This window comes from Selenomonas sp. oral taxon 138 str. F0429, from assembly GCF_000318175.2.
GTDB lineage: Bacteria > Bacillota > Negativicutes > Selenomonadales > Selenomonadaceae > Centipeda > Centipeda timonae.
In genome coordinates, this window is record NZ_KB290947.1 from 1 (window position 1) to 25,196 (window position 25,196).

Here is a 25,196-nt window from a genome sequence, read left to right on the forward strand (position 1 = left end):
GCCCGACGAGCTACCGACTGCTCCACCCCGCGATAAATTTGCTTGCGCATTGCGCTAACAAGACGATATTATACGGCAAAGGCGGCTTCTCGTCAATAGCTAAAATAGAAAATGGAGCAGAATTTTTCTGCTCCACTGTTTTCCCGTTGTATGTTATTCAGCGGCATCGCCGTCGAAGAGGTAGGCATAGCGCTCCTTGAACGCCTCGTGCGTCATGCGGTAGGCGTTTGCCAGTCCCGGATCGTCGAGGTCGCCCTTCTCGAGGCGCATCATGAAGCCGCGCGCAATGCGGTAGTGCACGGAGTTGATGTTGACCTTGCGCACCTTCGTCTTGCCCGTCTCGGGGTCGCGGATCTCATCGAAGCGCATGGGCACCGCCTGATTGTCCTGAATCGTGATGATCGCGCCCGAGTCGCCGCTCATGAGGAACTTGACCGCCGAGTAACCGAGGGAGCGGCAATAGTCGATGTCGTACGCAATCGGCGCCGTGCAGCGCAGCTCGTAGCCGATCTCCTTGTCGATGATGGAGATCGTGATGCCGAGCTTCTTCGTCTCGGCGAGCACCGCCTGCTTCAGGATTTCGCCAAAGTCGAGCTCGCTGTAGCGGATGTGGCCGTGCTCGTCCGTGACGACGTTGCCGAGCTTTGCAAAGTCCTCCTCTGCAATCTTCTCAATGACGCCCTCTGCAATGACGGCGACGCCGTAGTTGCGTCCCGTGAGGTAGCGCTTTACGATTGAGCCGACGATGACGTCGACGACCTGCTGCAGAGGAATCTTATCCTGCGCGAACTCCTCGGGGATGATCGTGATCGCCGCACCCGCGCTGCGTCCCATACCGAGGGCGAGGTGTCCCGCCGTGCGGCCCATGGCGATGGTGAAGTACCAGCGGTTGTTCGTCGTGCTCGCGTCCTCCATGAGGTTCTCGATCTCCATCGTGCCGAATGCGCGCGCCGTCTCGAAGCCGAACGTCGGGACGCCCTCGGGCAGCGGCAGATCGTTGTCGATGGTCTTCGGGACGTGCACGACGTTGATCGTGCGCCCCATCTTGCGGGCATACTCGGAGACCGCCATCGAGCTGAACGCCGTGTCGTCGCCGCCGATGGTGACGACGTGGGTCACGCCGAGCTCGGTCAGGGTCTCGACGACGGTGCGCAGGTCGGATTCCTTCTTCGTCGGGTTGAAGCGCGACATCTTGAGGATACAGCCGCCCGTGAGGTGGATGCGGCTGATGCTGGCGGGCTCGAGGCGGACGTAGTTCTTCTCGCCGCGTGCGAGGCGCGAGAAACCGTCATAGATGCCGAGCACATCCCAGCCGTGGCGCGTTGCCTCGCTGACCACCGCCGAGATAACGCTGTTAATGCCGGGCGCAGGGCCACCCCCGCAGATGATCGCAATGACATTCTTGATCCCAATCATGAATATGCCTCCTCTTTGGAATTGTCTGTACACTATAAGGGATTCGACGAAATACGTTGTTTTCCTGCCACGGGAAAACTTTTGATGTCGCAGCTCGAAAGGAGGATGAGCGGCAACCGTATAATGCTGCTAAGCGAAACTCTATGTTCGCGTGGAGCATACACGGTGAGGTTCATCGTTTCCGACTGCGCCGCCCAATATTTGTTACGGTCTTGCCAGACTTTCTGCTACGTGGCTTTGGCTTTGCGCTTTTCGGCGCAGACCGTTTCTGCCTCCCTTTTTGCACGGCTGCCTGTCCGCCCGCCTCGTTGGGACGTGGACGCGGCTTCTTCTTGACAGCCGTGCGCCGCAGACGCTCCTTGAGTGCGGCCTCCATCTTGCGCAGCTTCTCGTGCTGATGCGCCGCAACGAGTGTGATCGCCTTCCCCGCCGCGCCTGCACGTCCCGTGCGCCCGATGCGGTGGATGTAGTCCGTGACGGTCGGCGGCAGATCGTAGTTGTAGACATGCGTCACGCCCTCGATGTCGAGCCCGCGCGCGGCGATGTCCGTCGCACAGAGGATCTGCAGCTTTGCCTCGCGGAACTGCCGCAGGACAAACCCGCGCTGCGTCTGCGTGAGGTCGCCGCTGAGCGCATCGACGAGATAGCCGCGGCGTGCGAGTTCCATCATGAGGGCACGCGTACGCTCCTTCGTCGCGCAGAAGACCATCGCGAGATAGGGTGCCTCCTCGTTGATGGAGGCACAGAGACGATCGAGCTTCGTCCCCTCGCTGACGGAGAGCACGACCTGCTCGACATTCGAGAGCGTCGTCCGCTCTCCCTCAATGCGGATATGCGCGGGGTTCGTCATGAACCGCTTCGTAAGGCGCACGATCCGCTCGGGCAGGGTCGCGGAGAAGAGCGCGAGCTGGTAGTCCTGCGCCACCGTATCAAGCAGCGTCTCAACATCCTCGATGAAGCCCATCTTGAGCATCTCATCCGCCTCATCGAGCACGATCTTGTTCACGCTGCCGAGCGCGAGTGTCCCACGCCGCACATGGTCGAGCAGGCGGCCGGGCGTGCCGATGACGAGCTGCGGATGACGGCGCAGCTTCTCCTTCTGCCGCTCGATATCCGCGCCGCCATAGATGACGATCGTTCCAATGCCAAGCTCTGCGCCGAGCGGCTCCGCAACGCGTGCGATCTGGATGGCAAGCTCGCGCGTGGGCGCGATGACAAGTGCTTGTGCTGCCGCTCCCTGCGGCTTGATCTTTGCAAGCAGCGGCAGGAGAAAGGCGAGGGTCTTTCCCGTGCCCGTCTGCGCCTGCGCGATGACATCGCGTCCCGCGCGCATGGGCGGAATTGCCTGTTCCTGCACTGGTGTCGGCTCCGTAATGCCCTGCTTTTTGAGCAGTGCACACAACGTCTCCGACACGCCGAGCTGATCGAAATGCGTCATGATGAAAGCACCTCTGCGCCTGTCTCCGTAATGAGGATGGTCTTTTCCCACTGTGCCGAAAGCGTATGATCCTTCGTCCGCACCGTCCATCCGTCCTCTTTGTCCACCGTTACATCGTAATCACCTGCGTTGATCATCGGTTCGACCGTAAACACCATACCGGGCACCATGAGCATGCCCGTGCCCGCCTCGCCCTCGTGCGGAACGAACGGTTCCATGTGGAAGTCCTTGCCAACGCCGTGTCCGCCGAGTGCCGTGACGACAGAGTATCCGTTTGCATGCGCCCAATCGCCGCACGCCGCGCTCACATCCCCGAGGAAATGCCACGGGCGCGCTGCCGCAATGCCGCGCTCCATGCACTCCTTCGTCACCTGCACAAGCCGCTCCGCCGCCGCCGGCACCTTGCCCACGAGGTACATGCGCGAGGCATCCGCATAGTAGCCGCCGTAGATAACCGTCGAGTCCACGTTGACAATATCGCCCTCCTTGAGCACATCCTTCTTCGACGGGATACCGTGGCAGACCACGTTGTTGATCGAGGTGCAGATGCTCTTCGGGAATCCCTCGAATCCAAGGCAGGCAGGAATGCCGCCGCGCTCGACAATGTAGTCATGCGCCGCGCGATCCAGCGACTCCGTATCCACGCCTGGGCGCACGAGCGTCTCCATGAGGTCGAGCACGCCGTCGTTAATGACGGCAGCACGGCGAATCCCCTCAATATCTGCTGCGTTATTGATGATCTTGCGCGGCGGACGCACCTGCCCCTTGATCACATCGTAGCGGATAGATGCAATCCGCTCATCAAAATCCGCATGACATTTCTTGTATTTCCTACCGCTGCCACACCAGCACATATCGTTTCGATTCATTGCTTCGCCCCTTATCTATAGTCTACTGTTGCATTATAGACCGAAACTCCATTTTTATCAAAGACTTTTCATCGAGCACGACGGAAACAGAGTGCTTGACATGAAGCAAGCTATAAGCTACACTTGTCGCAGTATTGATTCTAATGCAATAACAAGAAGGTAATTCACGTGAAATTTTCGCAAAGGCGACTCCTGTTCGCCCTGCTCACCGTCCTCGGACTGCTTCTCATCACATCATGCGTGCTCATGCACTCTGCGCCCGGAATCCCCGTCCTCAACTATCATCAGGTCGAGGAGAAGAACGGCAACCCGCTCACCCTCTGGCCCGATCAGTTCGAGGCGCAGATGGCGTATCTCGCTGACGAGGGCTATACGACGATGACGATCGACGAGATGATGGATGCCCTCGAAAACGGAACGCCCCTGCCCGAAAAGCCCGTTATCATCACATTCGACGACGGCTATGCGGACAACTACGAGTACGCCTATCCCATTTTGAAAAAATACGGATTCAAGGCGACCATCTTCCTCATCTATGATTTTACAAACACCTATCCGAACTATCTGACATGGGAACAAATCAACGAGATGAAAGAGTCCGGGCTCATCCACTTTGAGAGCCACACGATGACACACGCAAATCTTGCGGAGCTGACTTCGTACGACGATCTGCACCACGAGATCGCGGACTCGCATGACCTCCTCTCGGAAAAGCTTGGCTACGATATGCACTACATCGCCTACCCCGGTGGGCGTGTCAACGAGGAGATCGAGGAGATCACGCGTGCGGCGGGCTATCGCGGCGGGTTCACCGTGCACTACGGGCTGTCAACGCCCGAGGAGGGACGTTACCAGATGGATCGTATCCCCATCTTCGGCGCGAATATGCACACGCTTACGCGCTTCAAGATGCGCCTCGCCTTTGCCCCGCTCATTGCACCGCTCGAGGATCTGCGTCTCAAGCTGCGATCCCTGGGGCTCACAGGGCTATCCAACTGCATGCTCATTCCTTAAAGAATGACCGATATTTTTCGCAAAAATCTGTAAAAGAAGCGGGACAGAATAAAAAAAATATGCTATAATGTTCTCATCGGTTATTGTGTTTAAGGAGGGCTTTTCATGGATTTTGAGGCACTGGTCAAGGCAAAATTTGATGAGGCATATGCGGCATCGGAGCATCCGAAGAAATTCTTCCTCACGGAGAACGGGCGCGGTGTCGTCGACGGCGGCGAGATGTATAACGCCCTGCTCCACGATGTACTCGACGTTGTGCAGAAGGCAATGGTTGGCATTCTGAAGGACAGCCATCATACACATTAACAGCAGAAAAAAGAGAACCGATGCGGCAGCAAATGCCCGTCGGTTCTCTTTTATTTCTATATGGTTTCGTAGTGAAACGGTTCAAGCTCCCAGAGCACGCCCGAGAGCTGTTTCAGATCAACATCGGAGAAGACACGCAGCGCGGGGCGGATGTTCTTCTCGGGGAAGAGGGCAATGGTCGCCGCCTCCTCGCCGTGCTGGAAGAATACCTCCACCGCGCCGTGATCGACGTACATCCGCATCGAGAGCGTCTCCTCGGCATAGAGCTTGAAGACGCGCGTACCACGCCCACCGAGCTTCATCCCCGTGCGGTCGATGGTCATGACCTGCTCGAGGCGGTTGTAGCGGAAAACGAGTTTTTCGAGACCGAAGACGAGCTCGACAGAGACGCTGTAGGCATCCCCCATTGTGAGGTCGAGGATCAGCTCTGTGAGGTCGTAGAGTGTCGTGGAGAACTCGCTCTCTCCCTCCGCTTCGAGGGCGCGCTCCGTATCTCGATGGCGCAGCGCCTTCAGCTCGCGCACAGGCTCGGAGAAGATATGTCCCTGACGCAGTGTCAGCACGCGCGGCAACGTCAGGCTGTGCATCCAGCCCTTCTCCCGCGTCGGATAGTCCTCCTCGCGGTCAGGCATCCCCATCCATCCGATGAGGATGTGCCGCCCCTCGTGCGTCAGGATCTGCGGCGCATAGAAGTCAAATCCGTGATCGAGCTCCTTGAACCGCCCGTGCATGAGCATCTCCATCGCGTCCATCGAGGCATGCCCCGCGATGTAGCCCGCCTGATAGACATTCTGGCGGTCGTAGGCACGCGCCGCAACGCCCTGCGGGCAGAAGACGAGCACGTCATAGTCACCGAAGGAGAGAAGGTTCGGGCACTCCCACATATAACCGAAATCCTTCAGCTGCGTGCGCAGTTCGCCGAGGCATTCCCAACGCATCGGCGCCTCACGGTAGACGAGCACGCAGCCGCGCTCGTCCTCCGTCTGTGCACCGATGACGAGATGACGCACGCCGCGCCAGTCGAAGAGATACGGGTCGCGGAAATGTGCCGTAAAGCCTGCGGGCGGACCGTCGATAATGATCTCTTCCTTCTTGACCGCACCCGCCGCCTTCGTATAGGTGCCGAAGCGCTGCACAGAGCTGCGGTTCCCCGCCTCGTCCTTCGCATTGCAGGTGTAGAGGACGCGCAGATGCCCGTCCTCCTCCGTGCCGCAGCCCGAGTAGCAGCCATCCTTGTCGTGCTCGTCCGTCGGCCAGAGCGCGAGCTGCGGAATCTGATAGGTACAGAAATCGCGCGTCTTCGTATGCGCCCACGACTTATTTTTGTGCGCGCAGCCGTAGGGATTCCACTGGTAGAAAATATGATACGCACCGTTGTGGTAGGTCATGCCGTTCGGGTCGTTGATGAGTCCGAACGGCATCTCGAGATGAAAGCGATTGTGCCAACGATGCGTGAAGGGAAAGCCCTCCGCGAGTTTTGCATCAATCGCCCGCTTGTCAAAATTCTCCACGGCTCTCACTCCTCGGGGCGGAAGAAGGTGAAGGTCAGACCGAATGCCACGCCGAAGCCGACGGCGTTCACGAGGAAGTACTCAGCAAGGCGGTCGAGGTAGAGCAGCGTGCCGGGCAGCACCGTGATGCCCATGCCCGTGCCCGCGAGATGCAGGAAGCCCGCAATCCCGCCCGCGCACGCGCCGCCGACGAGTCCGTAGATGAATGGCTTCATAAAGCGCAGGTTGATACCGAAGATCGCCGGCTCCGTGATGCCGAGGAAGGCAGGAACTGCCGAGGAGATGTAGAGCGCACGCTTCTTCGCGTCATGCGTACGCGCCGCAACGGCAATCGCTGCACCGCCCTGTGCGACGATCGCACCCGTGATGATCGCGTTGAACGGATCGAGACCCGTCGACGCGAGTAGCTGCACTTCAAGGGCATTGAAGACATGGTGTACGCCGAACACGACAATGACCTGCTGCAGGCCGCCGACGATGAAGCCACCAACGCCGTACGGGAGTTCAAGGAAGGCACGCACTGCACCGAAGATACCGATCTCGAGCGTGTGCATGATGGGTCCGATGATGAGCAGACCGAGCAGCATCGAGACGAACAGCGTGAGGAACGGCGTCACGATGAGATCGATGATGTCGGGCACAAAGGTCTTGAACCACTTTTGCAGGCGCGCGGCGAAGATGCCGAGTACGAGCGCGGGCAGTACCGATCCCTGATACCCGACGACGGGAATCGGAATGCCAAAGATCTCCATCGAGAGCGGTACGGCAGCGCCCGCCGCAATCGCATACGCATTCGGCAGCTGGGGTGCAACGAGCATGAGACCGAGCACGATGCCGATGACGGGCGTACCGCCGAATCGGTTCATCGTCGACCAGCAGACAAGCGCGGGCAGGAACGCAAACGCCGTATCGGTGAGAATCTGGCTGATGCGGAGCAGATTGTCGCTCATCTCGACACCGAGACTCTGCGCCGCACCGCGCAGTCCCATGAAGAGACCCGTGGCAACAAGCACAGGGATAATCGGAACGAACACGTCGCCGAGCGTGCGCGAGACCTTCTGCAGCGGCGTCATCTGATCGTACGCCTCCTGCTTGCTGTTCACCGCGCCCACGAGATTCGTTCCCGCAACAAAGGCGTCGAAGACCTTGTCCACGAAGCCCGTGCCGAGGATGATTTGATACTGCGCGGCGGCGAAGAACTGTCCCTTTACGCCGTCGATGTTTTCGATTGCCTTCTCATCGATGAGTTCCTTGTCGTTGACGATGAGGCGCAAACGCGTCGCACAGTGCTCGGCGCTGCGCACATTGCCCGCGCCGCCGACGTACTTCCAGATGAGCTTTGCGACGCGCTCCTCCTTCGGCAGATTCGGATCGACGTCGTCCTCAACCACCGTAGTCTCTGCCTTTACCTCCTCAGCCGCATCCCCGCCCGAGGAGATCTCCGCATCGTCCAGCGTGAGCGTGATCTTTCCGTAGTCCGCCGCATTCGTCACGAGCACGGGCGTCGTTGTCTCATAGCCCTCCGCGCGAATCGCATCGGGATCGAACTCGAGCAGCAGCTGCCCGCGCTTGACCGTATCGCCCTGAGCGACGTGCGCCGTGAAATGCTTGCCCTCGAGCTTCACCGTGTCCACTCCGACGTGGATGAGGAGATCGACCCCGTCTGCCGAGTGAATGCCAATCGCGTGCTTTGAGCCAAAGAGCACCGTGATCTCGCCATCTACAGGCGACACGACACGCCCCTCGGGGTCGGCAATCGCGGCACCGCGGCCCATCGCGCCGCTGGCAAATGCCGGATCTGTCACCTCCGAGAGCGGGATGAGCCGCCCCCTCAGCGGGCTGTCAATACGAATGTCCTGCATAAAAGTCCCCCCTATAAAATTGTCGCATTGGAATCTCCCCACCTATACTTTCAGATTCCTTTCAGTAAAAGTGTACCGATTTCCTTTTCACTTGTCAATGCAGACGCATGCGAAAAGATTTTACAATGAGAAATGCTTGTGGTAGAATGATTTTAAGGAATCGTTGGGAAATTCGGATTACCATCCGGGGAGGCATTACAATGAGTGTAAAGTATGAGGTCAGTGTCACGGCCATCGGCAAGCTGGCGCGCAAATTTCTCGAGACGAACAACAGCGTCATCCTGCTGGATGAGGGTGCGCACCCGAACCTTGCGGAGATGGTCATTGAGCATACGCCGGGTGAGCTGACGGCGGACATTGTCGCCGGTGACACCCTCTCGATCGGCAAGCAGAAATATAAGGTCGTGCGCGTCGGTGAAAACGCAAACGACACGATCCGAGAGAGCGGACACTGTACCCTGCTCTTCAATGCGAAGGGATCCATGCCCGGACAGATCGAGCTTGAGGGCACGAGCGTTCCCTCGCTCTCGCAGGCATTGAAATTCAGCTTTTCAGGCAAATAAATCACCTTATCATTATTTGAGTCAGCCGCATGCAATGCATAGAGGCTGACTCTTTTCTATATATAAACGTATTGTAATTAGGGCTTTTTTCCTATATAATAGCAAAAACACGAAAGGAGTCCCGTCATGAAAAAACTCTTTGCAATGCTCTTTGCCATGATTGTACTTCTCGCCGTCGGATGCGGGAACACAAGCTCAAATAACAGCGAAGACGACCATGCGGATGCTGCCGTGCTCGATCTCTCACGCCCCGTCCAGCCACCGGACGATTTTGCAGACAAGCGCGTGCTCGTCGCCTTCTTCTCGCGCACAGGCGAGAACTTCGAGGTCGGCTACATCGAAAAGGGAAATACGCACATCATTGCAGAACAGATTGCGGAAATCGCACACGCTGATCGAATTTTTGAGATTCAGACCGTAAATCCCTACCCTGCCGACTATCAGGAGATGACAAAGGTCGCAAAAGAGGAACAGGCGACGGAGGCGCGGCCCACCCTCGCCACACGCGTGGAGGATATGGAGCTCTATGATGTGATCTACCTCGGCTACCCGATCTGGTATCAGAATCTGCCGATGCCCGTCTACACCTTTCTCGAAAGCTATGATTTCACGGGCAAGACGATCATTCCCTTCTGTACGGGCATGGGGAATGCAATGAGCGGCATGGAGGCGGACATCCCGCTCTTTGCCAAGGGCGCGCAGCTGCGACAGGGCTTCGGCATTCAAGGAAAATTCGTGCATAACAGCCCCGATCAGGCAAAGCTCGAGGTCGCAAACTGGCTCGCCTCGTTGGGATACACGAACTGATGCGCATCCTCCTCTATATTCTCATCTGGGCAGCGATCCTCTTTCTGCCAAATCGCCTGCTGACAACGGAACCCATCCACGAGTATCTCGGACTCATCTTCCTCCTGCTCGGCGGCATCCATCTTGTGCTCGTGACCCTGCGTCTCAGGGTGACACCGCTCAACACCGTCAATTCCGTCATGCTCATTCTGCTCCTCGTTGTCATTGCAACGGGCATCATGATCTCGCTCTACGCGGTTCCCATCGTACGTCTGCGCGGACTCACGTCCATCTACGTTCACGGGACACATCTCGCGGCTGCCGTCCTCTTCTATCTCATCGTCGGCATCCACGCAGGCTTCCACTGGCGCGTAATCTGGAACGGCATCCTGCGCCGCCTCTCCCTGCGCATTCCCGAAGGTCTCTCACGCGTCTTCGACGCGCTCGGCATCCTCCTCATCATCGCAGGGCTGCACGCCTTTGTGACGACGCATATCTACGAGAAAATCCTATACGAGCACCTGTCATTCGGCGGCATTGTCGGCACGTGGCAGTATCAGCTCGACCTCGCGCTGATCTTTGCCGCCTGCATGAGCGCGCCGCTCTTCTTCGAGCGGCTGCGCATGAGAAAATGACGATAAAAAGCCCCCCGTGCAGGGGGACTTTTTTGTCTCTACATCATTGCATCCATCGCATCTAAGATCGGCAGGAGAACCGAGAGAACGACAAAGAAAATGACACCCCCGACAAAGACAATCATCGTAGGCTCGGCAAGTGCCTCGATCCGCACGGCGTACGTCCCTGCCCTGCGACGGCAGTAATCCGCCGCATGCTGCAGGAGCCGTTCCAAGTCGCCCGCCGCCTCACCTGCTGCGAGCATAGGGCACAGAAGCGCTGGCAGATAGGACTCGTGCACAATCACCTGCCCGAATGTGCGCCCCTCGACAAGGCTTTGCTCCATGCGAGCAAGATGACGCGCAATCGCACGATTCCCCGTCACAGAGCGCGCAAGTCTGACGGCATGATCCAGACGAATCCCACTGCGCAGAAGTATCGCAAGTGTGCGCAGGATCATCTGCCACGCGGCGAGCTGCACGAACGTCCCAAGCACAGGCACGCGCAGGAGAAGCGCATCGGCATACAGGCGCAGAGACGGCAGAGAGAGCAACAAAGGTACTGCAACACAGATGCCGACAACGAGTCCAAAAGCGAAATATGGCTGCGCCGAGACAGCATCCGACACCCCCAACAGCATCCGCGTCGGCAGCGGCAGCGCCGCCCCGAGATCGCGCAGGAGCGCCGCAAAGATCGGCAGGACGAATACTGTCATAATCAGCACCGAAAAGACGGTTGCCGCAAGGAGGAAGATCGGATAGAGGAGTGCGCTGCGCAGTGCTTCACGCAGAGCATGCTCCTCGGTGAGAACCGCGGCGGCCTCCCGCAGAATCCCCTCGAGCGTTCCGCTCTCCTCACCTGCGCGCACCATGCCGACCAGACTCAGAGGGAATGTCTTCGCCTGCATCTCCATCGCCTGCGACAGCGGCAGCCCGCGCAAAACCTCCGCATGCAGTGCCGCAACAGTCCGCCCGTAGGCAGAATTTCTCACGTCCTCGGCAAGGTGTTCCAATGCTTCATGCACAGGGAGTCCCGCCCCGAGGAGCGCTGCCAGTTCATGCAGGAACGCAATCCGCTCCTCTGCCGTAATTCCGCTGCTCATATGCAGTGGAGACGGCAGGCAAAAATCGTGCTGCTCGTAAATGCGCAGAGCGATCTTCCCCTCTGCCGCAAGCATACGCGCCGCAGCCGGCGCAGACTCTGCGGCGAGCTTCCCCCGCACGCGGGTACCATCTGCTGCACGGGCGTGATACGAGAACATCTTCATGCGATGATCCCCTGCGCCCGTAGAGCCGTCTCGGCCATCTCCGCTGTCTGCATGCCCTGTGCTGCGCCGCTCATCATAACGGAGGTAAGTTGGCCGCAGCTGCCCTGCCGCAAGATATTCCGCACGGCAGGTGTCGCGCAGAGCACCTCAAATTCAGCAACGCGTCCGCCGCCCTTCCTCGGCAGAAGACGCTGCGCAAAGATGCCCGTCAGGACATCAGCAAACTGTGAGCGCACCATATCCCGCACATCGGGTGGAAACATCCCCTCCACGCGCAGAACCGCCTGCGCAGCACTGCGCGTGTGTAGCGTCCCGAGGACAAAGACACCTGTCGCTGCCGCCATCAATGCCGCCTCCATCGTCTCACGGTCTCGGATCTCCCCAACGAGGAGGATATCCGGATCCTCGCGCAGCGCACTCCGCACGGCATCGGGAAATGAAGCAAAGTCGCGCCCCAACTCACGTTGACTGAGAAAGGCACGCACAGGCGAAAAAATATATTCAACGGGATCCTCGAGCGTAATGATATGTGCACTCCGCGTCTGATTGATCCCCTCGATCAGAGCGGCAAGCGTCGTCGTCTTCCCCGCACCTGTTGCGCCGCAGATGAGTGCAAGGCCGTCCCGCGCCTCGGTCAGCGCCCGCAGTGCACGCGGCATATGGATCTCCTCGGGCGTCATGATATGCTCGGGGAGGAGCCGCAGCGCAAGCCCAAGCCCCGCCTGCATACGGTAGGCATTTCCGCGAAAGCGCCGCCCCTCGTACACCCATGCAAAATCGACATCATGCGCACGAAGATCTGCGCGCTGCTCCTCTGTGAGCATATTCTCCAGCAGCATCTCCATGTACGCTGCAGTTGGGATAAACGACTCTGATGCAAGCGCGCCATCGTGCCGCATCTGCACGCGCTGCTGCGGTGCCATGTGCAGATCGGAGGCCTCCGACGCAATCATGCAATGAAGAATGTCCGCCCACACTGCTCTCTCATCCATAGAGTGCCCTCCCCCCCTCCGCAAGTGTCGTATCTCCCGCAAGAGCCTTTGCCACACCGTCCTGCCACAGCGTCTCCACATGATCCGCTGCTGCCGCCGCGCGGAGCGATGCCTGATCGCTCGCGCCGAGAATCGCCGCACGCATCCGTTCCGTGATGGGCAGAACCTCATGAATCGCCATGCGGCCGCGATAGCCGCTGCCGTGACAGTGCGCACAGCCCCGCCCGCGTGTGAGCCGTACCTCTTCATGATAGAGATCGCCAAGCTGAATTGCCTCGTGTGCATCGCGCGCAACCTCATACTCCTCACAGCAGTGCGGACAGACGCGCCGCACGAGACGCTGTGCAATCACACCCGAGAGAGTTGCCGCGAGCAGATAGGGCGGAACGCCCATCTCGATCATGCGGAAGATTGCCGACACTGTATCCTCCGTATGCAGTGTCGAAAAGAGTGCGTGTCCCGTGAGTGCAATCCGTACCGCCATCTCCGCCGTTTCACGATCGCGAATCTCACCGAGCAGAATCTTCTGCGCATCCTGCCGGAGAGCCGCGCGCAGTCCCGCGACAAATGTCAACCCCGCCTCCGCATTTACTTGAAACTGGCTGATCCCATCGATGCGGCGCTCTACGGGATCCTCCAGCGTCATGATGTGGCAGTTCGGCTCATTCAGCGCCGATAGAGCGGCATAGAGCGTCGTCGTCTTGCCCGAGTTCATCGGCCCGCAGAGGAGAAGCAGCCCCGTCGGGCGGCGAATCAAACGCTCGAAGGTCTCCTGATTACGTGGCGTGAAGTCCAGCTCCGCACAACTCAGGAACCGTTCCGAGGCATCCATGATGCGCACAACCATACGCTCTCCGCCAAGTACGGGGAGCACCGCCACGCGCATATCGATCAATCTCTCGCCATAGCGGTAGCGGATCTGACCATCCTGCGGGCGGTTGCGCTTTGCCGTGTCGATGCCCGCCATCACCTTCAGCCGCGCAATGATGACGGGTGCGAGCTCCGGCGGGAACTGAACGGGACGCTCTCTCAGAAGTCCATCCACGCGCATGCGGATGCGCAGGCTGCCACCCATCGGCTCGAGGTGAATATCCGTCGCCTCCTCTGCGAGCGCCGTCTCTAGGATCGCATTGACAAGCGTTAGCACAGCGCTGCCGCGTGTGCCGTCCTCGGACGAGCTGCGCCGCAGTTCACGCGCAGCCTCTGCGATGAGCCGCTGTACGGCCTCCCGCTCCATGTATAGCACTCCCTTCAACTCTTCCCGTCTGCTTCCTCTTCGTAATCTACACTGACAAGATAGAGTCCGCAGGCGGGTGCCGTCGGACTCGCAAAACGCCGATCACGCACGGCGAAGATTTCGCCAAAGCGCTCCACAGAGATGCGCCCAATCCCCACGCTCACCACCGTACTCATGATATTGCGCACCATGTGATAGAGGAAGCCATTGCCGTGGAGATAGCAGGAGAGGCGTCCCGCCCCCTCCTCCGTCAGACGGATCTCATCGAGCGTGCGCACGGGCGACATCGGCGCGCCACCCGCCGCACGGAACGAAGAATAGTCATGCGTCCCAACGAGCATGGCGAGCGCCGCTCGCATCGCCTCCACATCGAGCGGCTGAAAGATCTGCCACGCATAATTGCGTGTAAAGGGATCGGGCACAGTACACTGCTCCAAACGATAGACATACGCCTTGCCCGTCGCGGAGTGGCGCGCACTGAAATCCCGCGCAGCCTCCCACGCCTCTGTAACGACAATGTCGGGCGGCAGGAGCCCGTTCACGGCGCGCGGCAGACGTTTCACAGGGATGCGCCCGTCCGTAAAGAAGTTCACCACCTGCCCATAGGCATGCACACCCGCGTCCGTACGACCTGCAGCGGCGAGCTCCACCTCCTCCGCGCAGACCTTTGCAAGCGCACGCTCGAGCACATTCTGTACGGCGACGACAGGTGGCGTCTGTCGTTGAAATCCATGGTAGTTCGTCCCGGCATAGGCGACCTTCAACGCGATATTGCGCGCGCGCGCCTTCATACGCGCTACATTCTCAGGGCGCAACGCTCAGCCCTCCGAGACTCACAGCGCAGATGCCCGCCGCACCCACGAAAAATACGGCTATCGCTACATAGTCGAGCCGTCCTGTACGCAGCTCCTTCATCTGTGTACGCCCCTCGCCGCCGCGATAGCAGCGCGCCTCCATCGCGAGTGCGAGCTCATCCGCGCGGCGGAACGCCGAGAGAAAGAGCGGCACGAGGACGGGCACGACAGCCTTGAGCCGCTGCACGATATTCCCACGCTCGAAATCCGCGCCGCGCGCTTTCTGCGCCTTCATAATGCGGTCTAGCTCCTCAAGCAGTGTCGGAATGAAGCGCAGTGCGATCGTCATCATCATCGAGAGCTCATGCACAGGCACGTTCACGCGGCGCAGCGGGGAGAGAAGCGCCTCCAGACCGTCCGTCAGGCGCAGCGGACTTGTCGTCAGCGTGAGCAGCGTACTCAACAGAATGAGGAGCACAAGGCGCAGACCGATGTATCCGCCGCGCGCAACCCCCTCCCACGTTGCCGCAAATGGGCCAATCCGAAACAGCTCCGTCCCCGGCGTCATAAAGAAATGCACGCCGAACGTGAAGAGCACGATCCAGAGAATCGGTCGGATCGAGCGCAGCTGCATCCCAAGCGGCACCTTGGAAAACACCATCAGCAGCACGACGCTCACGGAGAGCGCCGTAAAGCCTGCTACATTTTCCACGAAGAAAATCAAAAGCAAAAAGAAAAAGAGCAGGACAATTTTCACGCGCGGATCCATGCGATGCAGAAACGAGTCTCCGGGCAGATAACGTCCAATCTGAATATCATTGATCAAGAGCAATCACTTCCAAATTTTATTTTTTCCATTATAGCATTATAGAGTTTCTTTTTCATTTCTTTTTCGTAGAATTTATGCTATAATACATCGAGTGTTACAATGTTATAATTTTACCTTTCAAAAGCATCCTTTTGGAAGAAATGATGACAATAATACGTTAACGATAAAGAAAGGTTCTCCCATGGAAGAAGTATTCATCGGGCGACAGGCCATACTCGATCAACAGAAGAAAGTATACGCATACGAAATTCTCTTCCGCAGCGGCCTCAAGAACGCCTTTGACCCAAACCTCGATGGCAACATCGCGACGCAGAGCGTCATGGTCGGCGCCATGCTCGACTTTGGCATGAAAAAACTTGTCTCGAATCGGAAGGCATTCATCAACTTCACCGAACAAAATCTCCTAAACCGTGCGCCAAAGCTTCTCCCGCCAGAAAACGTCGTTGTGGAGATTCTCGAAAACGTACAACCCACGCCCGAAATCCTCGAAGCAGTGCAGGAGCTCAAAGAGTTCGGCTATAAGATCGCACTCGACGACTTCGTCCTTAGCCCCGGCTACGAGCCACTGATCGAGATGGCAGACGTCATCAAGGTCGATTTCCGCATCACAACAGATCCTGAAGAGCGCCAGAAGCTGCGCGAAATTCTGCCAAAGCACGTTCGTCTGCTCGCAGAGAAAATTGAAACCGAGGAAGAATTTCGTCAGGCGGTAGAGTTCGGATACGTCCTCTTTCAGGGCTATTTCTTCTGCAAGCCCGCCGTCCTGCATCAGAAGCGCCTGACAAGCAATGCACTCTCACGCATGCGCCTCGTCAAGGAGGTCAACCGTCAGGACGTCGACTTCTCCTCCGTCACCGGTGTCATCTCCTCGGATACGAACCTCGTTCACAAGCTCCTCACCTATATCAACTCCGCAGGGATCGGGCTCACGAACCACGTATCCAACCTGAAACAGGCAACCGTCCTGCTCGGTGCTAGCGGCGTGCGGCGCTGGGTGACCCTCATCAGCCTGCAGACCTTCTCCGAGGACAAGCCACCCGAACTCTTTACCCTGTCCCTTCTCCGCGCAAAGTTCTGCGAACTCATTGCACAGGATCTCAAACGCCCAGGTGTTACGCCGGACACGGGCTTCCTGCTCGGCATATTCTCTCTGCTCGACGTACTGCTGAGCCTGCCCATGGATGAGGTACTCAAGGAGGTCGCTCTTGCAGACGATCTCAATGCTGCGCTGCTCGGCGAGGAGAACGACCTGCGCCGCCTCCTCGATCTTGTCATTGCCTACGAGCAGGGCGACTGGGACAAGGTCATCAGCTGCTGCGAGCTCTTAAAACTCTCGCCTGATCGTATGAAGCCGACCTATGATGCTGTACTCGAGTGGTACAACATCATGCAGACCCTCAGCTAAACGCCAACGAAAAAGCCCATCGGAGTCGCTCCGATGGGCTTTTTGGCATGCAGATTATTTGGGGTTATACTCCACAATCGTAATCTTTTTATTCTCGTTGAGGTCGATGACCTCGTCCTCGGAGATCGTGACAATCGGAAGCGGCACAACGCCGTGCGGATACGCCGTGATCGTGCCCTCACGGTGGTTGCTGAGGAGCACGCGCGAGCCGAGGAAGGCGTTCTTGATATTCGTCAGCACGGGAATGCAGACGGCAGGGTCGAGCGCCGTATACATCTGGCTTGCAATCACCGCCACAGCATCGAACGGCGTGCGGCGCGCATAGCCCTCGCGCTCAATCGTGATATTGTCGTAGAGATCGGCAACAGCAACGATGCGCGCATAGAGATGAATGTCATCGCCCTTGATATTGAACGGGAAGCCGCTCCCGTCCATCCGCTCATGATGCTGCAGAGCGGCGAGGCGCACCCCCTCCGTGAGTCCCGCGACATTGTTGAGGATCTGCGCGCCGTCCACCGTGTGCTGAATGTAGCGCTCATAGTCCTCTCCCTTGAGGGTCTCAACATTCTTCTCGAGCAGACGCTGATCGAACTTCGACTTGCCGACATCATGCAGGAAGCCTGCAAGGACAATGTCCTTCGCCGTCTCGCGATCAAGCTGCATCCACTTTGCAAAGACGCCCGCGAGAATCGAAACGCGCAGCGAGTGGTTGTAGATGTCGCTCGCGAGATGATTGATCTCATTCAGATAGTCGATCGTACCGCTGCGGCGTGAGAGCGGCAGGAGATCCGCCTGCACCATCTCATTCGTCTCGGCAACGGGCACACTTCCCGTCTTCTTCGTCTCCTCAAAGATGGATTTCGCCGTCCCGACCACATTCTCATACTGCTTGATGAAGAGATTGCTACGCGAGAAGATCGGAGACCGCTCCTCCCGCAGCTCGGTCTCATCCTTGATGTAGACAACGGGAACCTTCAGGAATTTGAGACGCGTGATATGCGCCGCCGTCAGCTCCGTATTTTCCGACACAACAACCACACGTTTGGCATTGACGATCGTTCGCGCAAGTATCATTCCATTTTCAAGATCGTCCACGGATATTGCACGCAAGATAAGCCCTCCCTCGATTTATGCTCTCTATTCTGCACGAAACTATTGCACCTATAAATATTTCGACCTTTATGAAAAAAAACCTGCTTGCTGGAAATAAAACTTGACATAATTTTAATCTATAACGTATAATAATTTACGTTAGCACTTTATTTTATTAAAGCAACAGGAGTTAAGGAGAGATGTGGCAATGAATTGGAAGCATATCTTTACGGGCGCGGCGGTCTTTGCACTGTCGGCAGCACTGCTTGCGGGCTGCGGCACGGAGAAGGCTCCTTCGACAGACAATGCGGCAGAGATGGGCAAGATCATCGTCGGACTCGACGACAACTTCCCGCCAATGGGCTTCAAGAACGAGAAAAACGAGATCGTCGGCTTCGATGTCGATCTCGCTAAGGAGGCGGCGAAGCGTCTTGGGCGCGAGGTCGAGTTCAAGGCGATCGACTGGTCGAGCAAGGAGGCGGAGCTCAAGAGCGGCCGCGTCCAGATTCTCTGGAACGGGCTCGACATCACCGAGAAGCGCAAGGAGAACATGCTCTTCTCCAACCCCTACATGGACAACCGTCAGATCATCTTCGTAAAGAAGGGCAACACCGCCGTCACGGATGAGAAGAGCCTCACAGGCAAGACCGTCGGCACGCAGAGCGCCGGCACCGCCGAGGAGTACATCGACGCGACCGACTTCTACAAGAACGAGGTCAAGGAGGTCAAGAAGTACCCCGACTACGTTGCGGCGTTCATGGATCTCGAGAACGGACGCCTTGATGCCGTTGTCGGCGATGAGATTGTCGGACGTTACTACATGAGCAAGCACCCCGAGGAGATCGAGGCGCTCGACGTTGTGGTCGGCCCCATGAGCGAGTTCGGCATTGCATTTGCAAAGGACAACACTGCCCTGCGCGATGAGGTTCAGAAAGTCCTCGACGAGATGAAGAAGGACGGCACGATGGCAAAGATCTCGACCGAGTGGTTCACGAAGGACATCACGAAATAAAAATAAGGTAGAAGGGGCTGCCGCTCCGCGCGGCAGTCTCTTTTTGCCTGCAAGGATGAAATAATTGATGGATAAGATACTGGATACAACACTGCTGATGCTCGAGGGCTCAACCGTCACCCTCGAGATTTTCTGCATCACGCTCGCCCTCTCCCTCCCGCTCGGACTCTTTGCCGCGCTCGGGAGGCTTTCGCGTTTTCAGCTGCTGAGCCGCCTGCTTGAGATCTACATCTGGATCATGCGCGGCACGCCGCTCATGCTGCAGCTCCTCTTCGTGTATTTCGCGCTCCCGATGGTCGGCATCATGCTGCCCGATATTGCAGCGGCACTCCTCGCATTCGTCCTCAATTACGCCGCCTACTTCGCCGAGATCTTCCGCTCGGGGATTCAGGCAGTGCCGCGCGGGCAGTTCGAGGCAGCGCGCGTGCTCGGCATGAGCGCCCCGCTCACCATGCGGCGCATCGTCCTGCCGCAGGTGCTGCGCATCACCCTGCCGCCCGTCAGCAACGAGACCATCAACCTCGTCAAGGACACCTCCCTTGTCTACATCCTCGCCATGAACGACCTCCTGCGCGTTGCACGCACCATCGTTCAACGCGAGTTCGACATGACACCCTTCCTCATCGCAGGCATCTTCTACCTCACAATGACCGCTGTGCTCACCTATGGATTCAAGAAATTGGAGGCGCACTATGGCAGATACGACAACTAACGAAATCATGCTCTCCATGCGCGGCATTCACAAATCCTTCGGTGAGCTCGGCGTCCTACGCGGCATTGACCTCAGCCTTGCACGCGGCGAGGTGCTTGCCATCATTGGCTCGTCGGGGTCGGGCAAGTCCACACTCCTGCGCTGCATCAACAAACTCGAGACGGTCGACCGCGGCGACATCACGGTCAATGGAGAAAGACTCTGCTGGACAAAGGACGGAGAACGGGCGGCAACATACGCGAGCAATGCCGACATACGGCGTATCCTCATGTCCACAGGCATGGTCTTCCAGCAGTTCAACCTCTTCCCCCATATGACCGTGATCGAGAACCTCATCGAGGCTCCCTGTCATGTAAAAGGTCTTTCACGAAATGAGATCCTCCCCTACGCACGCGAACTGCTTGCCAAGGTTGGACTCTCTGACCGCGAGAACTACTACCCAAGCCAGCTCTCGGGCGGACAGCAGCAGCGTGTCGCCATCGCACGAGCACTCGCCATGAAGCCCGACATCATGCTTTTTGACGAGCCAACCTCCGCGCTCGACCCCGAGCTCACAGGCGAGGTGCTCCGCACCATGCGTGCGCTCGCCGCCGAGCGCATGACCATGATCGTCGTCACACACGAGATGGCATTCGCACGCGAAGCAGCCACCCACGTCGTCTTCATGGAGAACGGCATCATCGTCGAACAGGGCGAACCGCAGACATTCTTCTGTGCGCCGAAGGAGGAACGCACGAGGGAATTTCTCAGGAATATGTTGTAATCTTCCCATTCACCTTTGTCGCAATACAATAGGGCGGTCATAGAGAAATTTCATCTCTATGACCGCCCTATTTATATTTTTCGGCATCTGCACGAATCGAAAATAGATCCCGTATTGACAGTCTCACCCGCCCAATTGATCAGCGACTCCTTATGAAGCATGCCGCAAGGTCTTCTCCGTCCAGAAATAGGCGAGCGTAACGGGGATGCCCGCGCCGATCCATGCAAGCGGACTCGCCATGCACGCACCGAGGAAGCCGAGTGAACTGCAGAGGAAGACTGCTGCAACCGCGCGCATGATGAGCTCCATCGCTCCCGCAATCGTCGGAATGACACTCTGCCCGAGCCCCTGCAGGACATTGCGATAGACGAGCAGTATCGCGAGAACAACATACATGGCACCGTTGACGATGAGGTATGTCTGCCCGTAGGCGATGACCTCCTCTGCGCCCGCCGCATCGGCGCCGACAAAGAGCGCAAGCACATGTGTCCCAAATGCAATCAGGAGAATGCCGATACCGATGGCAAACGCAATCGACATGCGCAGACATGCACGCACACCCATGCGAATGCGCTCATATTTCTGTGCACCGTAGTTCTGCGCCGTGTACGCCGCCATTGCATAACCGAACGAGAGCATAGGCATGACAGCAACGGCATCGATCTTCTGCGTCGCCGCATACGCCGCAACGGGCAGGGCGCCGAGATTGTTCAGCGCGACTTGCACGATGATCGCACCGATGGCAATAACAGAGGACTGGAACGCCATCGGCAGTCCCATACGCAGATGTGCCATGAGAACGGCACGATCGGGCTTCCAGTCCGCCCAGCGTGTATGCAGCGCGGGCACGCGCCGACGAATATAGATATAGAAGAGGAGCGCGCCGATTGCCTGCGAGACAACTGTCGCGAGTGCTGCGCCCGGAATCCCCCAGCCGAGGATGAGGATGGCAACCGGCTCAAGCACAATGTTGATACCGAGCGTTACGGCGAGCAGAATCGTCGGCGTCTTGCTGTCGCCGAGCGCACGGATGAGACAGTTTTGCAGATAGAGCAGGATAAATACAATGAGCCCTGCAAATATGATCGAGATGAAGTCATACGCGCCGTCCAGAACCTCGGGCGGCGTCTCCATCAGAACGAGCAGCGTGCGCGTCAGAGGCAGGACAATCGCGGTCAGCGTGAGCGCAACAGCCACGCCGAGGATGATGCACGTCGCCGCACTCTGCCGCACGCCCGCATGATCGCCCGCACCAAAGCGCTGCCCCGTGTAAATCGTCACGCCCGTGCAGAATCCAATGATGAAGCCGAGCGCGAGGAACATGAGGCTGCCCGTGCATCCAACCGCCGCGAGCGCATTCACCCCGAGGAAACGTCCGACAATGAGCGTATCAATAAAGGCATAGAGCTGCTGCATCATATTGCCCGCGACAAGCGGCAGTGCGAAAAAGAAGATGAGCCGTACGGGCTCACCCTCCGTCATATTCTTTGTCATTCGAGATACCTCGTCACGAAGATACGTAGCTTCTCTTGAAAATAAACCGTATTTGTGAGAAGCGCACTCGCATTCGGCGCGAATTTGATGAGATAGAGCTGCGGAGCACCGCTCACCCAGAAATCCGTCGGATAGGGCGTAACCGCAACCCCCTCCTTCTCAAAGTTGAGCACGGAGCGCGGCAGGTGAAACGCCGAAGTCACGAGAATCGGATGCGTGAAGCCCTCACGCCGCAGAATCTCTGCCGAATAGCGCGCGTTCTGCCCCGTGGTAAGACTGCGCCCCTCCACATAGATCATCTCATCGGGCACACCAAGGGAGAGGAGAACGCGCCGCGCGATCTCCGCCTCCGAGCCCGTATCGCTGAACACCTGTCCGCCCGAGAGGAGGATTGGCAAGTCGTAGTGACGATGGAGCCGCAGCGTCGTGAGAAGCCGCGAGGACGGACTCTGCGCGAGCATCCCCACGCCGTCCACATCCTGCACGTCCGCAATCGCCCCACCGCCGAGCATGACGATGACATCCCCCTGCGGGTGCGCAGGCACCTCATACGTCTGCTCAAGACTTCCCATCAGACGGTCTGCAACCGCGCCGACGGAGAGCAGATAGAGTGCAAGCGAAAGGGCGGCGAGCAGCCCCGCGATTCGCCGCTGATTCCGTTTTTTCCAAAGGCAAACGGCAAGCCCGAGCATCGCAAGGATGAAAATGCCCGGCGGCAGAATCCATGCCGCACCGAATTTCAAAATATAAATCATAAAAAAGGAAAATACGCCTCCATCGCGAATATTTAGAATATATGGAAGTACTTTCTGTGGCTTCCCTGTTCATTCTAGCAGAATCTGCGTGTATTTACAAAGGAGAGATTATTTCATGGCAATCATCGAATCCGAGCACATTGATGCCGAGAAGCGTTTTGGCGGCAACGGTACCATCCACATTCAGAAGCTGCTCAGTCCGACCGAGCTCGACGGCAAGTGCGCGATGTATGCGCGCGTGACGATCCCGCCCCATGCCTCAATGGGCGTGCACAAACACGAGGGCAATACGGAGACCTATCACATTCTCTCGGGACGTGCGCGCTACAACGACAACGGCACGGAGATCGAGATTGGCCCCGGCACGACGACGTTCTGTGCCGAGGGCGAGGTGCATGCCATCGCCAACGCCTCCGAGACCGAGGATCTCGTCTTTATGGCGCTGATTATCAATAAGTAACACAACGTGAAAAGCCCGCAGCGGAAAAATTCCGTTGTGGGCTTTTTTGATTGACTGAGTCCCCTATTTATTCATACCTCAGCGCATCGATCGGATCGAGGCGCGCCGCCTTGCGGGCGGGGTAGATGCCGAAGAAAAGGCCGATGCCGACGGCAAAGGAGAAGGAGACGAGGATGGGCAGGACGGCGATGGTGGTCGTGAGCCCGCCGAACGCGCCGATTGCCTTTGAGAGAGAGACACCGAGCGCGATGCCGATAACGCCGCCGACAATGCCGATGACCATCGACTCGATCATGAACTGCATGAGCACGTTCGAGGAGGTCGCGCCGAGCGCCTTGCGGATACCGATCTCGCGCGTGCGCTCGGTGACAGAGACCATCATGATGTTCATGATGCCGATGCCGCCCACGAGCAGCGAGATGCCCGCGATCGATCCGAGAAGCAGCGTAATCATATTCGTGTTCTCCGTAAAGCTCTCCATGAGACTGGTCATGTTGCGAACGGTGAAATCGTCCTCTGCCCCGTGGCGAATGTGGTGCCGCTGACGCAGCAGATTCTCAACGTCTGCCTGCACCTGATTCATCCGATCGGGACTCGATACCTGTATGTTGATGGCTTGGACGTATGTAATGGCAAGCATACGCTCCTGTGCTGTCGTGATTGGGATATAGATCACGTCGTCCTGATCCTGCCCGATGGACTGCCCCTTCTCCGCCGTCAGTCCGATGACCTTGAACGGCTGATTGTGGATGCGGATGTTCTTGCCGATGGGGTTCTCCGTGCCAAAGAGATTCGAGGCGACCGTCGGACCGATCACGGCGACACGGCTGCGCTTTGCCATATCGTTTGCAGTGATAAACGACCCGTTCTCGACCTTGAGTGAGCGGATCTGCATCAGCTCCGGCGTAACGCCCTCCACCGTCGTATTCCAGTTGAGATTCCCGTTCACGACCTGATAGGCACCGGAGACCGAGGGGGATACGTAGTCAATCCCTTTGATCTTGCTCTCAATCGCCTTGGCATCATCGTATTTCAACGACTTGCGTGAGCCCGCCTTGCCTCGTACACCGCCCGTGTTCGCAGAGCCGGGCATGACGATGAGCATATTCGAGCCGAGGCTCGCAAAAGAGTCGGCGACGCTCGTACGCACGCCCATTCCGATGGAGACCATGGCAATGACTGCGCCCACGCCGATGATGATGCCGAGCATGGTGAGTAGGGAGCGGAGCTTGTTCGCGAGCAGGGCGTTCACCGCCATGCCGAAGCATTCCTTAAACAACATCCATCGCCACTCCCTTCCCCTCATCACGCGTGATCCTGCCGTCGCGCACGAGGAGCTGACGGCTCGCACGCACGGCAATCTCCGGCTCATGCGTGACAAGGATGATCGTGTGCCCCTTCTCGTGCATCCGCTCAAAGATCTCCATGATCTCCTTCGTGGACTTCGTGTCAAGATTGCCCGTCGGCTCGTCCGCCATGATGATGTGTGGATCGTTCACGAGGGCGCGAGCAATCGCGACGCGCTGCCGCTGTCCGCCCGAAAGCTCGTTCGGCAGATGCGCCCCACGGTCAGAGAGCCCCACAGCGGCGAGCATTTCCTGCGCCCGCTCCGTACGTTCGTGCTGCCCAACGCCCGCATAGACGAGGGGCAGAGCGACGTTATCGAGTGCTGAGATGCGCGGAAGCAGATTGAAGTTCTGAAAGACAAAGCCGATCTTCTTGTTGCGCGTCGCGGCAAGAGCATCATCACTGAGTCCCGCGACCTCCGCGCCGTCGAGCAGATACGAGCCCGCGCTCGGACGGTCGAGACAGCCGAGGATATTCATGAGCGTGGATTTCCCAGAGCCCGAGGGTCCCATGAGTGCAGCAAACTCACCGCGCCGAATCTCGAGGTCGATGCCGTCGAGTGCAGGAAGGGTCTCTCCGCCGATGCGGTAGAGCTTGCGGATACCGTGCAGACGAATGGTCGCGGGCATTTCTTTTGCTTCCATCGAAAATCCCCCG

At 58.1% G+C, this 25,196-nt stretch carries 25 protein-coding genes; 10 read left to right on the forward strand and 15 right to left on the reverse strand.

The window, feature by feature from the left end; translation table 11 throughout:
• Window positions 1-153: 153 nt before the first annotated feature.
• The 3 genes from pfp to map all read right to left on the reverse strand — a co-directional run bounded on the left by pfp (window position 154) and on the right by map (window position 3,723).
• Entirely contained in the window at window positions 154-1,416 is a 1,263-nt protein-coding gene (gene pfp, locus HMPREF9163_RS06945) for a diphosphate--fructose-6-phosphate 1-phosphotransferase (RefSeq protein WP_009441029.1), read from the reverse strand.
• A gap of 172 nt (window positions 1,417-1,588) precedes the next feature.
• Window positions 1,589-2,854, reverse strand: a complete 1,266-nt coding sequence (locus HMPREF9163_RS06950) for a DEAD/DEAH box helicase (RefSeq protein ID WP_009441030.1) — start codon at window positions 2,852-2,854, stop codon at window positions 1,589-1,591.
• The gene (gene map, locus HMPREF9163_RS06955) at window positions 2,851-3,723 is read right to left on the reverse strand and encodes a type I methionyl aminopeptidase (protein WP_009441031.1); all 873 of its coding nucleotides are present in this window, start codon (window positions 3,721-3,723) and stop codon (window positions 2,851-2,853) included. The genes HMPREF9163_RS06950 and map overlap by 4 nt, the downstream gene beginning before the upstream one ends.
• Window positions 3,724-3,891: 168 nt before the next feature.
• Here map and HMPREF9163_RS06960 point away from each other — a divergent pair, with 168 nt between their 5' ends.
• Together HMPREF9163_RS06960 and HMPREF9163_RS06965 are read left to right on the forward strand one after the other, a co-directional pair.
• Complete coding sequence (locus HMPREF9163_RS06960; RefSeq protein ID WP_009441032.1) at window positions 3,892-4,737, forward strand: polysaccharide deacetylase family protein; 846 nt, start codon at window positions 3,892-3,894, stop codon at window positions 4,735-4,737.
• 105 nt (window positions 4,738-4,842) lie between these two features.
• Window positions 4,843-5,043, forward strand: coding sequence for a hypothetical protein (locus HMPREF9163_RS06965; RefSeq protein WP_009441033.1), 201 nt, complete (start codon window positions 4,843-4,845; stop codon window positions 5,041-5,043).
• 56 nt (window positions 5,044-5,099) lie between these two features.
• Here the strand turns inward: HMPREF9163_RS06965 and HMPREF9163_RS06970 are convergent, their stop codons facing one another.
• Both HMPREF9163_RS06970 and HMPREF9163_RS06975 read right to left on the reverse strand, forming a co-directional pair.
• Entirely contained in the window at window positions 5,100-6,554 is a 1,455-nt protein-coding gene (locus HMPREF9163_RS06970; RefSeq protein WP_037346572.1) for a sucrose-6-phosphate hydrolase, read from the reverse strand.
• 5 nt (window positions 6,555-6,559) lie between these two features.
• Entirely contained in the window at window positions 6,560-8,416 is a 1,857-nt protein-coding gene (locus HMPREF9163_RS06975) for a glucose PTS transporter subunit IIA (RefSeq protein ID WP_009441035.1), read from the reverse strand.
• Between the two features lie 200 nt (window positions 8,417-8,616).
• Here HMPREF9163_RS06975 and HMPREF9163_RS06980 point away from each other — a divergent pair, with 200 nt between their 5' ends.
• The 3 genes from HMPREF9163_RS06980 (at window position 8,617) to HMPREF9163_RS06990 (ending at window position 10,400) form a co-directional block, all read left to right on the forward strand.
• Window positions 8,617-8,979: a PTS glucitol/sorbitol transporter subunit IIA gene (locus HMPREF9163_RS06980; protein ID WP_037346574.1), complete on the forward strand. Its 363-nt coding sequence runs from the start codon at window positions 8,617-8,619 to the stop codon at window positions 8,977-8,979.
• Between the two features lie 126 nt (window positions 8,980-9,105).
• Complete coding sequence (locus tag HMPREF9163_RS06985) at window positions 9,106-9,786, forward strand: flavodoxin (RefSeq protein ID WP_009441037.1); 681 nt, start codon at window positions 9,106-9,108, stop codon at window positions 9,784-9,786.
• A complete protein-coding gene (locus HMPREF9163_RS06990; protein WP_009441038.1) occupies window positions 9,786-10,400 on the forward strand; it encodes a DUF4405 domain-containing protein in 615 nt (204 codons plus the stop codon). The genes HMPREF9163_RS06985 and HMPREF9163_RS06990 overlap by 1 nt, the downstream gene beginning before the upstream one ends.
• Window positions 10,401-10,438: 38 nt before the next feature.
• Here HMPREF9163_RS06990 and HMPREF9163_RS06995 read toward each other — a convergent pair whose 3' ends face one another.
• From HMPREF9163_RS06995 to HMPREF9163_RS07015, 5 genes are read right to left on the reverse strand one after another with little or no spacing between them, the layout of a single operon-like run.
• Entirely contained in the window at window positions 10,439-11,647 is a 1,209-nt protein-coding gene (locus tag HMPREF9163_RS06995; protein WP_009441039.1) for a type II secretion system F family protein, read from the reverse strand.
• A complete protein-coding gene (locus tag HMPREF9163_RS07000) occupies window positions 11,644-12,639 on the reverse strand; it encodes a type IV pilus twitching motility protein PilT (protein WP_009441040.1) in 996 nt (331 codons plus the stop codon). The genes HMPREF9163_RS06995 and HMPREF9163_RS07000 overlap by 4 nt, the downstream gene beginning before the upstream one ends.
• Complete coding sequence (locus HMPREF9163_RS07005) at window positions 12,632-13,876, reverse strand: GspE/PulE family protein (protein ID WP_009441041.1); 1,245 nt, start codon at window positions 13,874-13,876, stop codon at window positions 12,632-12,634. The genes HMPREF9163_RS07000 and HMPREF9163_RS07005 overlap by 8 nt, the downstream gene beginning before the upstream one ends.
• 14 nt (window positions 13,877-13,890) lie before the next feature.
• Window positions 13,891-14,667, reverse strand: a complete 777-nt coding sequence (gene truA / locus HMPREF9163_RS07010) for a tRNA pseudouridine(38-40) synthase TruA (RefSeq protein ID WP_009441042.1) — start codon at window positions 14,665-14,667, stop codon at window positions 13,891-13,893.
• 13 nt (window positions 14,668-14,680) lie between these two features.
• On the reverse strand, window positions 14,681-15,496 hold the full coding sequence (locus HMPREF9163_RS07015) for an energy-coupling factor transporter transmembrane protein EcfT (RefSeq protein WP_037346578.1): 816 nt from the start codon (window positions 15,494-15,496) through the stop codon (window positions 14,681-14,683).
• Between the two features lie 184 nt (window positions 15,497-15,680).
• Between HMPREF9163_RS07015 and HMPREF9163_RS07020 the strand changes: the two genes are divergently transcribed.
• Entirely contained in the window at window positions 15,681-16,904 is a 1,224-nt protein-coding gene (locus HMPREF9163_RS07020; protein ID WP_009441044.1) for an EAL and HDOD domain-containing protein, read from the forward strand.
• A 54-nt stretch (window positions 16,905-16,958) separates the two neighbouring features.
• Here HMPREF9163_RS07020 and HMPREF9163_RS07025 read toward each other — a convergent pair whose 3' ends face one another.
• Window positions 16,959-17,978: an HD-GYP domain-containing protein gene (locus HMPREF9163_RS07025; protein WP_009441045.1), complete on the reverse strand. Its 1,020-nt coding sequence runs from the start codon at window positions 17,976-17,978 to the stop codon at window positions 16,959-16,961.
• Between the two features lie 226 nt (window positions 17,979-18,204).
• On the opposite strand from HMPREF9163_RS07025, the gene HMPREF9163_RS07030 reads away from it, so the two are divergent.
• The 3 genes from HMPREF9163_RS07030 to HMPREF9163_RS07040 all read left to right on the forward strand — a co-directional run bounded on the left by HMPREF9163_RS07030 (window position 18,205) and on the right by HMPREF9163_RS07040 (window position 20,483).
• Entirely contained in the window at window positions 18,205-19,008 is an 804-nt protein-coding gene (locus HMPREF9163_RS07030; RefSeq protein ID WP_009441047.1) for an amino acid ABC transporter substrate-binding protein, read from the forward strand.
• A 67-nt stretch (window positions 19,009-19,075) separates the two neighbouring features.
• The gene (locus HMPREF9163_RS07035; protein ID WP_009441048.1) at window positions 19,076-19,720 is read left to right on the forward strand and encodes an amino acid ABC transporter permease; all 645 of its coding nucleotides are present in this window, start codon (window positions 19,076-19,078) and stop codon (window positions 19,718-19,720) included.
• On the forward strand, window positions 19,701-20,483 hold the full coding sequence (locus HMPREF9163_RS07040; RefSeq protein WP_009441049.1) for an amino acid ABC transporter ATP-binding protein: 783 nt from the start codon (window positions 19,701-19,703) through the stop codon (window positions 20,481-20,483). Before HMPREF9163_RS07035 ends, HMPREF9163_RS07040 begins: the two co-directional genes overlap by 20 nt.
• Window positions 20,484-20,633: 150 nt before the next feature.
• Here HMPREF9163_RS07040 and HMPREF9163_RS07045 read toward each other — a convergent pair whose 3' ends face one another.
• Both HMPREF9163_RS07045 and HMPREF9163_RS07050 read right to left on the reverse strand, forming a co-directional pair.
• On the reverse strand, window positions 20,634-21,977 hold the full coding sequence (locus HMPREF9163_RS07045) for an MATE family efflux transporter (RefSeq protein WP_009441050.1): 1,344 nt from the start codon (window positions 21,975-21,977) through the stop codon (window positions 20,634-20,636).
• The gene (locus HMPREF9163_RS07050; protein WP_009441051.1) at window positions 21,974-22,732 is read right to left on the reverse strand and encodes a YdcF family protein; all 759 of its coding nucleotides are present in this window, start codon (window positions 22,730-22,732) and stop codon (window positions 21,974-21,976) included. Before HMPREF9163_RS07050 ends, HMPREF9163_RS07045 begins: the two co-directional genes overlap by 4 nt.
• A 115-nt stretch (window positions 22,733-22,847) precedes the next feature.
• Here HMPREF9163_RS07050 and HMPREF9163_RS07055 point away from each other — a divergent pair, with 115 nt between their 5' ends.
• On the forward strand, window positions 22,848-23,192 hold the full coding sequence (locus tag HMPREF9163_RS07055; protein ID WP_009441052.1) for a cupin domain-containing protein: 345 nt from the start codon (window positions 22,848-22,850) through the stop codon (window positions 23,190-23,192).
• Between the two features lie 67 nt (window positions 23,193-23,259).
• Here the strand turns inward: HMPREF9163_RS07055 and HMPREF9163_RS07060 are convergent, their stop codons facing one another.
• Window positions 23,260-24,474 (reverse strand): ABC transporter permease, encoded by a 1,215-nt coding sequence (locus HMPREF9163_RS07060; RefSeq protein ID WP_009441053.1) that lies wholly within the window; start codon window positions 24,472-24,474, stop codon window positions 23,260-23,262.
• On the reverse strand, window positions 24,464-25,183 hold the full coding sequence (locus HMPREF9163_RS07065; RefSeq protein WP_009441054.1) for an ABC transporter ATP-binding protein: 720 nt from the start codon (window positions 25,181-25,183) through the stop codon (window positions 24,464-24,466). Before HMPREF9163_RS07065 ends, HMPREF9163_RS07060 begins: the two co-directional genes overlap by 11 nt.
• Window positions 25,184-25,196 lie beyond the last annotated feature (13 nt).